The sequence below is a fragment of the Rhodanobacter sp. G1 genome, assembly GCF_055397855.1.
On sequence record NZ_AP039674.1, the window covers coordinates 1,531,599 to 1,544,396 of the forward strand.

General features: G+C 69.2%; 8 protein-coding genes. 4 read left to right on the forward strand and 4 right to left on the reverse strand.

Annotation, left to right across the window (positions count from 1 at the left end; genetic code table 11):
• Positions 1-95 precede the first annotated feature (95 nt).
• The 3 genes from ACZ5Z2_RS06855 to ACZ5Z2_RS06865 all read left to right on the forward strand — a co-directional run bounded on the left by ACZ5Z2_RS06855 (position 96) and on the right by ACZ5Z2_RS06865 (position 3,010).
• Positions 96-1,109, forward strand: a complete 1,014-nt coding sequence (locus ACZ5Z2_RS06855; RefSeq protein WP_464761204.1) for a VOC family protein — start codon at positions 96-98, stop codon at positions 1,107-1,109.
• Positions 1,110-1,276: 167 nt separating this feature from the next.
• A complete protein-coding gene (locus tag ACZ5Z2_RS06860; protein WP_464761205.1) occupies positions 1,277-2,581 on the forward strand; it encodes a M24 family metallopeptidase in 1,305 nt (434 codons plus the stop codon).
• Between the two features lie 84 nt (positions 2,582-2,665).
• Entirely contained in the window at positions 2,666-3,010 is a 345-nt protein-coding gene (locus ACZ5Z2_RS06865) for a RidA family protein (RefSeq protein WP_464761206.1), read from the forward strand.
• A gap of 58 nt (positions 3,011-3,068) precedes the next feature.
• Here ACZ5Z2_RS06865 and ACZ5Z2_RS06870 read toward each other — a convergent pair whose 3' ends face one another.
• From ACZ5Z2_RS06870 to ACZ5Z2_RS06885, 4 genes are all read right to left on the reverse strand, one after another.
• Positions 3,069-5,870 (reverse strand): EAL domain-containing protein, encoded by a 2,802-nt coding sequence (locus tag ACZ5Z2_RS06870; protein ID WP_464761207.1) that lies wholly within the window; start codon positions 5,868-5,870, stop codon positions 3,069-3,071.
• A 313-nt stretch (positions 5,871-6,183) separates the two neighbouring features.
• Positions 6,184-8,115 (reverse strand): CocE/NonD family hydrolase, encoded by a 1,932-nt coding sequence (locus tag ACZ5Z2_RS06875; protein WP_464761208.1) that lies wholly within the window; start codon positions 8,113-8,115, stop codon positions 6,184-6,186.
• A gap of 110 nt (positions 8,116-8,225) precedes the next feature.
• On the reverse strand, positions 8,226-10,493 hold the full coding sequence (locus ACZ5Z2_RS06880) for a beta-glucosidase (RefSeq protein ID WP_464761209.1): 2,268 nt from the start codon (positions 10,491-10,493) through the stop codon (positions 8,226-8,228).
• Between the two features lie 218 nt (positions 10,494-10,711).
• Complete coding sequence (locus ACZ5Z2_RS06885; protein WP_464761210.1) at positions 10,712-10,864, reverse strand: hypothetical protein; 153 nt, start codon at positions 10,862-10,864, stop codon at positions 10,712-10,714.
• Positions 10,865-11,083: 219 nt separating this feature from the next.
• Here ACZ5Z2_RS06885 and ACZ5Z2_RS06890 point away from each other — a divergent pair, with 219 nt between their 5' ends.
• Positions 11,084-12,718: a carbohydrate-binding protein gene (locus ACZ5Z2_RS06890; RefSeq protein WP_464761211.1), complete on the forward strand. Its 1,635-nt coding sequence runs from the start codon at positions 11,084-11,086 to the stop codon at positions 12,716-12,718.
• Positions 12,719-12,798: the final 80 nt, after the last annotated feature.

The window sequence follows — 12,798 nt, forward strand, 5'->3', positions numbered from 1 at the left end:
GCGCATCGGTCGACGCATGTTCATCGGCCTTCCGTTGCACGGGTGCCCGCGGTTTGCCGGGCAAGACACCACAACACTTTTGCGTGAGGATTCACATGCGCCTGATCCGGTTCGTTTCGGCATTGCTCCTTTGCATGGGCGCCGCGCAGGCTTCGACGCCTGCTTCCGCTTCCGCTTCCGCGGCGCCCGCTACGCGGCTCGACCACATCCTGCTGTGGGGGCGCGGCATCGACCAGACCACGGCGGTCATGGCGGTCAAGCTGGGCTTCCAGGTGCGGCCGGGGCACGACCCGGGCGGGGTGGCCAACCGCTACATCCGCTTCGCCGACAGCAGCTTCATCGAGCTGCTGGGCATCACCCGCTCCGATCCCGCGTTCGATCCCGGGATGAAGGAAGACCAGCAGGCGCTGAAGGGCGGGCCGGGCTCGCGCACCTTCGGCTTCCGCACCTCGTCGCTGGATGCGATCCATCGCTCGCTGCAGGCGCTGCACTACGCGGTGACGCCGTTCTTCACCGGGCCGGACAGCGCGAAGCCGGGCTGGCGGCTGTTCGCGTTCGACCGCGCGCCGCTGTCGAGCAACACCTTCTTCATCGACTACGCCGCGGGCTACGCGCCCGACCAGTTCGATCCCTCCAATGCCGGCGATTACCGCGCGACGCGCGAGCATCCCAACGGCGCGCGCGAACTGTCGGCGATCTGGCTGGTGTCTGGCGACGCGGAAGCCGACCGCAGGCAGCTGGAGAAGATGGGTTTCGGCCACGCCGTGCCGGTGAAGCTGCCCGAGCTCGGTGCCGTGGGTTTCTGCGTGCCGGTGGGGCCGACGGCGCTGCTGGCGCTGCAGCCGGCGGGCAAGGGCGTGGCCGCCGAAACCATGGCGAACGGTGGCCCGCGCGTGCTGGGCGTGAGCTTCGGCGTGAGCGACCTTGGCCGCGCGCAACGCTGGGTCGAGCGTGGCTACGAGCGTTCGCTGGCCACGTATCGCGGCCTGTGGGGCGAATCCTTCCTGGCGCCGACGCGGGATGATCTCGGCCTGTCGATCGAATTCCATGCCATCGCGGCGAACCGGGCGCCGTGTGCCGGCGCGATGGAGGGGCCGGCGGCGAAGTAGGCTTTCGGGCGATGGAACGGCATGCGTTGGCCGGCAGGGAAGACGCCACACTCCGGCTCCGGTAGCCCATGCCTTCCGCCAGTGGCGTATCGTCCGGCTCTGTCGGAAGGTGAGTCCGGGTCGCGGGCTGATCCGGCGGCCGTACTCATCCATTACCGGGAGCACCCATGAACCATCCCCACGAAGCCATGCGCCCCGGCCGTCGCCGTTTCCTGCAGTCCACCGCGCTGGGCGCCGCGGCGCTGCCGCTGGCGATGCTGGGCGGCAGCGCGACGGCGGAGGCGGCCGGCACGGAGGCCATCAAGCTGCCGGCGTCGATCCTCGCGCTGCAGCCGGTGCAGTCGCAGATCGTGCCGATCACCGATGACGAGCGCCGCAGCCGGCTGGCCAGGGCGCAGGAGCTGATGGGCAGGCTGGGGATGGACGCCGTCTATCTGGACGGCGGCACCACGCTCGACTACTACACCGGCATGCGCTGGTGGACCAGCGAGCGCCTGATGGGCATGCTGCTGCCGCGCTCGGGCGACCCGGTGTACATCACGCCTGCGTTCGAGCGCAGCCGCGCGCTGGAACAGATCCGCTTCGGCCACGACGTGCGCACCTGGCAGGAGAACGAAAGCCCCTATGCGCTGGTCGCGCAGGCGATGCGCGAGAAAGGTGCCGGTACGGGCACGCTGGGCATCGAGGAGAAGGTGCCGTTCTTCCGTTCCAACGGTCTGGCCGAAGCGATGCCGCAGGCGAAGCTGGTACTGGCCACGCCGGTGACCGCCGGTTGCCGCGCGATCAAGAGCCCGACGGAACTGGCGCTGATGCAGGTGGCGAACAACGCCACGCTGGCCCTGTACAAGGCGATCTGGCAGGGGCTGGAACCCGGCATGACCCAGCAGGACATCACGGCGTGGGTGGACGCCGGCTACGCGCGCATGGGCTTGCGCGGCGAGGCCAGCATCAACGTGGGCACCTACACCGCGCTGCCGCACGGCTCGCGCGAGCCGCAGGTGATCCGCGAAGGCACGCCGGTGATGCTGGACGACGGCTGCTTCGTGGAGGGCTACCAGAGCGACATCACGCGCACCTTCACGCTGGGCAAGGCCAGCGACAAGATGAAGCGAGTGTTCGACATCGTGCGCAAGGCGCAGCAGGCCGCGCTCGCCGCCGCGCATCCGGGCGCGGCGATGGAGTCGGTCGATGCCGCCGCGCGCAAGGTAATCGCGGACGCCGGCTACGGCCCAGGCTACAAATATTTCTCGCACCGCCTCGGCCACGGCATCGGCATGGACATGCACGAGTGGTACTACCTCGTGGAGGGCAACATGCGGAAGATCGAGGCCGGTATGACCTTCAGCGACGAGCCCGGCATCTACATCCCCGGCGAGTTCGGCGTGCGGCTGGAGGACGACATGCACGTCGGCGCCGATGGCGCGCGCTGGTTCACGCCGCAGAGTCCGTCGATCGAGCGGCCGTTCGGTTGAACCATTCGTCATTAGGGTTCGCATCCTGACGATGGCAGTATCGGGGGAACCCTGTTCTCCCGACCCCATCCCGGAGCTTCATCCATGATCCAGCGCATCGACGCCGGCCCGCGCATGTCCGAGGCCACCATCCACAACGGCATCGCCTACCTTGCCGGGCAGGTTGCCGAGGACGACGGCGCGGACATCGAAGGGCAGACGCGCCAGGTGCTGGCGGCCATCGACGCGCTGCTGGCGCAGGCGGGCAGCGACAAGACGCGCATCCTGCGCGCGCAGATCTTCCTGGCCGACATCGCCGATTTCGCCGGCATGAACCGCGTGTGGGACGCATGGGTGGTGCCGGGCCAGGGGCCGGCACGGGCCACGGTGCAGGCGAAACTGGCCAAGCCGGAATGGAAGGTGGAGATCGTGGTCACGGCGGCGGTCTGAAAAGAGCGGCGCGGCCGGTCGGGTCTCGCCGCCTTTCCGTTGCAGGTGCCCGGCATCGCTAGGCGAGCAGGGCCTCGAACGCGTCCAGCGGCAGCGGCCGCGAGAACAGGAAGCCCTGGAACGCATCGCAGCCCTGGGTCAGCAGGAACTGCCGCTGCGCCTCCGTTTCCACGCCCTCGGCGACCACTTCCATGCCCAGCCCGTGGCCCATCGCGATGATGGTCTGCGCCACCATCGCGTCGTTGGGATCGTCCGGCAGGCGCGCCACGAAGGACTGGTCGATCTTGAGCTGATCCAGCGGCAGGCGCGAGAGGTAGGCCAGCGAGGAATAGCCGGTGCCGAAGTCGTCCAGCGCGGCGTGGATGCCCAGCGCGCGCAGCTGGGCGAGCTTGGCGGCGGAGTCGTCGAGGTCGTCCAGGATCGCCGTCTCGGTGACCTCCAGCTTGAGCCGCGCCGGGTTGGCGCCGGTGGTGGCCAGCGCGGCGCGCACGCCGTCCACGAAATCGGCCTGGGCGAACTGCCGCGCGCTCACGTTGACGGCGAGCGACAGCCCGCCGTAGCGCTCGTCGCCGGCCCAGGCGACCAGTTGCGCGCAGGCACGCCGCAGCACCCAGCTTCCCAGCGGCAGGATCAGGCCGTTTTCCTCGGCGATGGGAATGAAGGCGCACGGCCCGATGCGGGTGCCGTCGGGGCGCGTCCAGCGCAGCAGCGCCTCGGCGCCCACGATGCCGCCGCGCCGGTTCACCAGCGCCTGGTAATGCAGCTCCAGCGCATCGTCGGCGATGGCCCGGCGCAGGTCGCCGACCAGCGCCTCGTACTGCGCCAGTTCGTCCTGCATCGCCGGCTCGTAGCGGCACGCCTGGTCGCGGCCGGCGGCCTTGGCGTGGTACATCGCCAGCTCGGCACCCTTGAGCACCGATTCGTAGCTGCCCTGGCCCGGCGCGATCAGGATCCAGCCGATGCTGACGGTGACCAGCACCGGCGTGCCGTCGAGCAGGAACGGCTCGCGCAGGGCGTGGCGCAGGTTCTCGGCGCATTCGCCGGCCCGCGCCGGCGGCATCGTGGCGCCGTCCTCGCAGGTTTCCAGCAAGGCGAAGGTGCCACCGCTGAAACGGCTGAGCACGCCGTGTTCGCCCAGGCCCTGGCGCAGGCGCTGCGCGATCATGATCAGCAGGCGGTCGCCGGCGGCGTGGCCGCGCAGGTCGTTGACGCGCTTGAAATGGTCGAGGTCGGCCAGCAGCAGCGCGCCGCCGCTGGCGGCGGATTCCAGCAGGTGCTGCAGGCGGGCGTGCAGGAAGTAGCGGTTGGGCAGGTCGGTGAGCGGATCGAAGTACGTCATGTGGTCGACGCTGGCATACGCCTCGCGTTCGCGCGTCAGGTCGACGATGGAGCAGACGTAGTGGCTCACCTTGCCGTCGGCGTCGAGCACGTGCGACAGCGTCATCCGCGCGGCCTTGGGCTCGCCCTGCGCGGCCTGCAGCCACAGCTCGCCGTGCCAGGAGCCGCTGCGCGCCACCTGCGCCCACAGCTGGTCGTAGAACGCGGTGTCGTGGTAGCGCGAGCGCAGCAGGTTCACCGGGTGGCCGATCACCGCCTCGGGGGTATGGCCGGTGAGCGCGGTGAAGGCCTGGTTGATCCGCTGGATGACGTGGTTCGCGTCCATCACCAGCAGCGCATCCTGCGAGTCGAAGGCCGCCGCGGCCAGCCGCAGCTCGGCTTCCGCGCGCTTGCGCTCGGTGACGTCGCGTGCCACGCCGAGGGTGGCGTAGGCCGCGCCGCCGGCGTCGCGCAGCGGCACGTTGATCACCTCGAACTGCAGGCGCGCGCCGTCGCTGCCCTCGGCCGACAAGACGTAGGTGTCCTGCGCGCCGCGGCGTATCGCGCGGGCGTCCATCGCGCGCACCTCGGCCGCCTTGGCCGGCGGGAACAGCACGTCGTCGGTATGGCCGAGCAGTTCCCTGCGTTCCATGCGCAGCAGCTCGAACACGCGGTCGTTGCACTCGCGGTAAACGCCTTGCAGATCCTTCACCCACATCGCGTCGGGGTTGGCGTCTATCAGCGCGCGCAGCTTGGTTTCGCCCGCCTGCAGTTCGCGCGTGCGAGCGGCCACGCTGCGCCGCAGCGCCCAGATCCACGCCAGCATCAGCATGCCCAGCGTGAGCGTCACCGCCAGTGCGATGACCGCGATGCGCCCGTAGGGCGACAGCGATGGCGGTTTCTGCAGCCAGCGCTCGTCCAGCGCGCGGTTCTCCGCGGGCGTGATGCTGGCCATGCCGCGTTCGATCAGCTGCAGCATCGCGGTGTTGCCCTTGCGCACGGCCACGTGGAAGTGGTTGGTGTCGAGCACGAAGGCGCGGTCGAAGCTATGCTGCGCGCCGAGCTTGCCCAGGTAATGGTAGGCGCGGTTCTCGTCCATGCAGAAGACGTGCGGCGCCGTGCTTATCGCCGCCTTCACAGCATCTTCGTATTTGCCGAAAGGCCGCAGGTCGGCGAAGCCGAGCCCGGTCAGCGTTCTCTCGCAGGCGCTGCCGCGGCCCACGTTCACCGCCAGGCCGTGCAGCGAGGCGGTGTCGCGCACATCGGTGTCGTGCGCGTCCACGTAGATGCCCTGCGGCAGGGTGGCGTAAGGCGAGGAAAAGTCGAACTTGGCCTCGCGCGCGTTGGTGCGGTAGATCAGGTCGATCGCGTCGGCGCTGCCGGTCAGCACGTCCTGCTTGGCGGCGTGCCAGTCGATCAGGTCGAGTTCGACGCGGATGCCGGTATGCCTCTCGAACAGCCGCCAGCGATCCGCCACGTAGCCGCTGACCTGGCCGTCGGCGTCGCGGAACAGGTACGGCGCGTAGTCCCCGGGAGCGACCACGCGGATGCGCGCCGGGGCGGCAGGCGCGGGCGTGGCCGCCAGCGGCGCCGCGAGCGCAACGCAGCATAACCATGCGACGCACGCGAATCGTCGACCTTTCACGTATACCCCGGTATCCAGACGATCCCGATCTGCCGGCCGTGTCGGCCCATGCCGGCGGGCGCGCAAGCCGCGTCCGCGGGGGAGGGGCGGTTCCCCGTCCACCGCGGGCATGCCATGTATCGGCCACGGCTGCGGCTTCTGTAGCTGGCGCCGCGCACCGGCCTGGGCTCGCCGATCCGGGGACGCGCGCCACGAAGCGGGCGGGAGCGGATCAGCGGACCGCCGCCACGGGCAACAGCACGGCGCTGCGCCCGTCCGCGCCATGCTCGATTGTCACCGTCGCCTTCTGGTAATCGGAAGGCTTCGCAAACAGGATGTTGGGCACATACGTCTGCGGGTTGCGGTCGTAGAGCGGGAACAGGCTGGACTGGATCTGCACCATGATGCGGTGGCCGGGCTTGAACTCGTAGTTCACCGTGGGCAGGCGGAACTTGTATTCCTGCACCACGTTCGCCGGGATCGCCGACGGCTCGGCGAAGCTCTTGCGGTAGCGGCCGCGGAAGATGTCCAGCGACACCGGCAGCTCGTAGCCGCCCATCTGCGGATCGGCGGGATCGGTGCCGGGGTAGACGTCGATCAGCTTGACCACGAAGTCGCCGTCGGTGCCGGTGGTGCGGGCGAACAGGTCGGCGATCGGCGCGCCCTGCACGGTCACGGTCTGCGTCAGCACGGGCGTGCTGTAGGACAGCACGTCGGGGCGATCCGTCACGAAGCGCTGATCCTCGACCAGCCAGGTACGCCAGTGGTCGTTCTTCTGCGGGATCGGGCGCGGCAGGTAGGGCACCGGCTTGGCCGGATCGGCGACGTAGCTGTCACCGCCGCCGCCCGGCTGCTGGAAGCCGAGGCCCATGCCCGCCTGCAGATAGAGCGGGGTGAGCGATTGCTCGCTGGCCGGCTTCCAGTGCGCGAAGCTGTCCCAGCGCTGCTCGACCGGGTTGTAGATCATCGCCTCGGGCAGCGGCGTGGCAAGCGGCGTGCCGCGCAGGTAATGGTCGAACCAGGGGATCATCACCTGCTGGCGGAACTCGGCGGTGGTGTTGCCGGGCCACTTGAGCGGGCCCAGGTTCCAGCCGTCGCGGTTGATCTGGCTGTGCCACCACGGGCCCATCACCAGGTGGTTGTTGCCGCCGTGGCCGGCCTTGTCCAGCGCCTCCCAGGCGTGCACGGCGCCGTAGATGTCCTCCTGATCCCACAGGCCCTGCAGCCACATCGTGGGCACGTCGGAGGGATGCGCGGGGAGCAGCTTGTCCAGCGCCTGCAGTTGCCAGAACGCGTCGTAGGCGGGATGCGCGGCGAAGCGGTTCCACCACGGCAGTTGTTTGAAGCCGTGGGCCACGGCGTAGTCGCCGGCCGAGCCTGCTTCGAGGAAGTTGCTGTAGTCGTCGTAGTTTCCGTGCGGCACGGGTTCGCCCGAGCCTTTCTTGGTCATCTGCTCGGTGAAGTAGTCGAGGTTGACCTGGCGCAGGGCGCCGTAGTGGTACCAGTCGTCGCCCATCCAGCCGTCGACCATCGGGCTTTCCGGCGCGGCGACCTTCAGCGCGGGGTGCGGGTGCAGCAGGGCCATGGCGACCGTCCAGCCATCGTAGGACGAGCCGATCATGCCGACCTTGCCGTTCGACTCGGGCACGTTCTTCACCAGCCAGGCGATGGTGTCCCAGGCGTCGGTGGTGTCGTCGGTCCGGGTCGGGTTGAGCGGGCCCATCGGCGGGCGCGTCATGATGTATTTGCCTTCCGAGCCGTATTTGCCGCGCACGTCCTGCCACACCAGGATGTAGCCGGCGTTGGCCCAGTCCTTGTCGCCCGACCACACCGCGTCGGCCATGTGCGGGCTGTTACTCACGACGAAGCCGCTGGCGTCGTAGGGCGTGCGTTCCAGCAGCATCGGACTGTCGTGCGCGTCCTTCGGGATCAGGATCACGGTGTGCAGCTTCACGCCGTCGCGCATCGGGATCATCACGTCGCGCTTGACGTAGTCGAAGTTGCCCTCAGGCTGCGTCCAGCCGGCGGGGATGTCCGACGCGGTCTGGATCATGTCGGGCGTGACCTTCGCGGAGTCCTGGCCCGCCGGGGGCATGGCGAACGCGGCGGTCGTGAGGACGCAGGCGAGCGGGGCGAGCAGCGGGCGGAGGATGGCCTTGTTCATTGCGGGGAATCCTTGCGATGGATGCTTTTCTCCTCCATCGCGTGCGGGAGGAGGCCGGGTGGGCGAGCAGCGAAGGCATCCCCCTGCAGGCAGGGGGAAGATCGCGCGGGTCAGTGGCTGCCGCCAGCCACGCAGGGTTGCGTCGTGCCGGCCGGCGACGCGTCCGCGGCCCAACTGGCCGCCGGCAGCATCACCTTGCCCTCGCCCTGGAACGACGTCGCCGAATGTCCCAGTTGCAACTGGTAGTCGCCGGCGGGCCGTTGCCAATGCTGGCTCTTGCCGTCGAAGTCCACCAGCAGGCGCGGATCGGCGGCGACCGTCAGGTGCGCGGACTGGCCGGGCTTGAGGTCGACGCGGCACCAGCCGGCCAGGCGACGCACTTCGTTCGAGCCGGGCAGGGTCACGTAGAGCTGCGGCACGTCAACGCCCGCGCGCGCGCCGCGGTTGGTCACGGTGAACGAGGCGGTGACCTTGCCGTTCGCCACGCGCGGCGCGAAGCCGCTGTAGTCGAAGTGCGTGTAGCCGAGGCCGTAGCCGAACGGGAAAAGCGGTTCGAGGTGCTTGCGCTGGTACCAGCGGTAGCCCACGTCGGCGCCTTCGATGTTGTAGTCCACGTCCTGCGCGGGCTGGCCTTGCGGCGGCTGGCCCATGGCGGTGAGCACGGCGCCGGGGATTTCGGGGCGCGGCAGTTGCGACTCGTCGCGCGGCCAGGTCAGCGGCAGGCGGCCGGAGGGATCGACCTCGCCGTACAGCAGCCGCGCAATGGCCTCGCCGCCGGCCGCACCGGGGTACCACGCTTCCAGCACCGCGCCGACCTGGCCCAGCCATGGCATGGCGAGCGGGCCGTTGTTCTCCAGCACCACGACGGTGTGCGGGTTGGCCTTGGCCACGGCTTCGACCAGCGCATCCTGGTTGCCGGGCAGGGTCAGGTGCGGCGCGTCGATGCTTTCCGCCGCCCACTGCTCGACGAATACCACAGCGACCTTGGCCTGCGCGGCCAGCTTAGCGGCGGCGGCGATGTCGTCGCCGCTGGCATAGCTCACCGTGCCGTGCGCGCGTTGCCGGATGGCGGCCAGCGGCGCGGACGGCTGGTAGAGGCGCGGCCCAGGCCATTCCGCGGGCGGCAAGCCCGGCACCGCGTTGCCCTGCGGCGATTGCACTGCCGAGGAACCGCCGCCGGTCAGCACGCCCTTGTCGGCATGGCCGCCGATCACCGCCACGGACTGCGCGGCGGACAGCGGCAGCAGCGCGTCCTGGTTGCGCAGCAGCACCGCGCCGGCTTCCTCGGCGCGCTGTGCCACCTTGCGGTCGGCGGCGAAGTCGATGGGCGACTGCGTGGCCGGATGATCCATCACGCCATCCGCGAACAAGCTGCGCAGGATGCGCCGCGCCATGTCGTCGAGGCGCGACTGCGGCACTTCGCCGGAGGCCACCGCAGCGCGCAGCGGCTTGTCGAAGTACACCTCCTTGTCGAAGGTCTCGCCGGCCGACTCCTGATCCAGCCCGGCCAGCGCGGATTTCGCGCCGCTGTGCACCGCGCCCCAGTCCGACATCACGAAGCCGGGGTAGTGCCAGTCGTGCTTCAGCACCTGGTTGAGCAGCCAGTCGTTCTCGCAGGCATAGACCGTGTTGATGCGGTTGTAGGAGCACATCACCGAACCGGGATGGCCGGCGGCGATGGCGATCTCGAAGGCGAGCAGGTCGGACTCGCGCGCGGCGGCCTGGTCGATGTCCGAGCTCACCGCGTTGCGGTTGGTTTCCAGGTCGTTGAACGCGTAGTGCTTGACGGTGGAAACCAGGTGCTGGCTCTGGATGCCGGCGATGGCGTGGCCGACGATCACGCCGGCCAGCAGCGGATCCTCGCCCGCGTATTCGAAATTGCGGCCGTTGCGCGGGTCGCGCACCAGATCCACGCCGCCGGCCAGCATCACGTTGAAGCCGCGGCGATGCGCCTCGCCGCCGATCATCGCGCCGCCGGCGTAGGCAATAGCCGGATCGAAACTGGCCGCGGTGGCCAGGCCCGAGGGCAGTGCGGTGGCGCCGAGCTTGAGCGGCTTGGCCACGCCGAGGCCGGCGTCGCTTTCCTGGATGGCGGGCAGGCCCAGCCGCGCGATCGCCGGGCCGTAGCCGGCGGAACCCAGCGCGCCCGCTGCCATGACGTGGCCGTTCTCGGTGTCGCCGAAATCGACGCGGATCAGGCGGAACTTCTCGTCCTGCGTCATCGCCTTCAGCACGAGGCCGGCGCGCTGATCGGGCGACAGCTTCGTGTTCATCCAGGGGCGCGCATTGCCGCCAGTGCTTGCCGCGGCGCTGGTGCCGCCAATGGCCAGCAGCGCCATGCCGATCAGGGTGGCCATGCTCGTCTTGCGAAGTGTCATCGCGTTTCCTTCGTCGTTTCCCGGGCAGGCCGCAAGCATGCGCACAGGCGGCGGGGATGACAAGCGCGATGCGCGGCGGCCGGTCGTTTCGCAATGGCCGCGACAGGAAGCATGAAACGCGATGGCTTGCGCGGGCGTGCCGTCCCGCATGTTCCCCGTGCGGAGGGAGCGGAGTGCGCGAGCAGGGGCGATGGATGGCGGCTTGCAAGACAACGTTGTCAAAAAAGTCCGATCATTTTCACGCGGATGTCTAGACGCCTAAAACGATCTAGTTGCGCCGCATCACGCGCCACGAGCGTTGCATGGCGAATTTCTGGTCGATTTGATGCTGCAATGCGCGATATTGCCGGATGGAATTTTCGCAAGAACATGCGTCGACAACCTTGTATGTTCGCAACGGGCGTCACAGAACGGTTCCAGTTTGTTGGACAACGTTGTCATGCGATGACGCCAGGACAGTCCGGCCGCGGTTGCGGCAATCGCGCGGACTGGGCGATTCGAACCAGGGGGATGCAACCAGGGAGCACGCGCCGTCTGCCGCGGAGACCACCTTTTGCCTCAATGACGCAACACAACCAGGAGACGCTTTCATGCATTTGAAGAAGTCGGTTGTCTGTATACGCACGGCGATCCACGCCATCGGTACCGCCGCGGGCGGCGCGATGGCCATGAGCCTGATGACGATGGCGCCCGTGCAGGCGGTGCACGCGCAGACCGTGACGGCCTGCGCGGCGGCGTGGAGTTCGACCACGGCCTACAACGGCGGCGCCGTGGTCAGCGAGAACGGCACCAACTACGTCGCCAACTGGTGGACGCAAGGCAACGACCCGGCCACCAGCAACGGCGCCGGCGGTTCGGGCCAGCCGTGGACTTCGCAGGGTGCATGCGGGGGCTCGGGCTCCGGTTCGGGCAGCGGCTCGGGCGGCAGCAGCGGTGGCGGCGGCTCGGGCGGTTCGGGCGGCACCTGCGCGGCGGCATGGGCGGCCTCGCAGGTCTACACCGGTGGCCAGACGGCCAGCGAGGACGGCGTCAACTACGTCGCCAACTGGTGGACGCAGGGCAACGACCCGGCCACCAACAACGGCGCGGTGGGCACCGCCGAGCCGTGGACGTCGCAGGGCACGTGCACCGGCGGCAGTTCCGGCGGCGGCACGAGCGGTGGCGGCAGCGGCGGCGGCACCGGCGGCGGCACGGGTGGCGGCACGGGTGGCGGCACGGGAGGTGGTACCGGTGGCGGCACCGGCGGCAGCGGCCCGGCCAACCCGCCGGGCATGGGCGCCAGCCTGCTGTTCAGCCCGTACAAGGACGTGACGATCAACATGAACTGGAACACCGACACCATGCAGACCGCCGCGGCAACGGGCGCGTCCATCCCGGTTGTCGGCACGGGCAGCCTCAAGTCCAACTACGTGACCAACCTCAGCGCGATCACGCTGGCCTTCGCCACCGGCGAGTGCGGCAGCGAGAACTGGGGCGGTGTGCCGGGTGCGAACTTCGCCAGCGCCAACATCCCGGCGCTGTCCAGCGCGGGTCTGCCCTACGTGGTTTCCACGGGCGGCCAGGCCGGCACCTTCACCTGCGGCAGCACGGCGAACTTCGCCACCTTCCTGTCGCGCTACATGTCGCCGCAGATGGTGGGCGTGGACTTCGACATCGAGGGCGGCCAGACCCAGGCCGGCATCAACAACCTCGTGGCCGCCGCGGTGTACGGGCAGTCGCTGTATCCCAACCTGCGCTTCTCGTTCACCATCGCCACGCTGGGCGCGTCGGACGGCAGCTACGGCGGCGTGAACAGCCTGGGCGACATGGTGGTGAAGGCGGTGAAGGCCTCCACGCTCACCAACTACACCATCAACCTGATGACGATGGACTACGGCGCGGCCGGTTCCGGCGTGTGCGTGGTGTCGAACGGTTCGTGCGACATGGCGCAGACGGCGATCCAGGCCGCGGTGAACCTGGAGCACACCTACGGCATCTCGCCGAACAAGATCGAGCTGACCCCGATGATCGGCGTCAACGACGTGTCCAGCGAGAACTTCAGCATCGCCAACGCCGACACCTTGACCAGCTATGCGGTTGCCAACGGCCTTGCCGGCATCCACTTCTGGTCGCTGGATCGCGACACGCCGTGCAGCCAGGGCACCGCTTCGCCCACCTGCAACTCCGTGTCCACGACCACGCCGCTGGAGTATACCAAGCGCTTCCTGAGCGACCTGGGGAGGTAAGCGGTTTCGTCCCCGGCGCGTAGCCGGGGCGAGCGTTACGCGACGGGCGCCGCAGCGATGCGGCGCCCGTTTTCATGGGT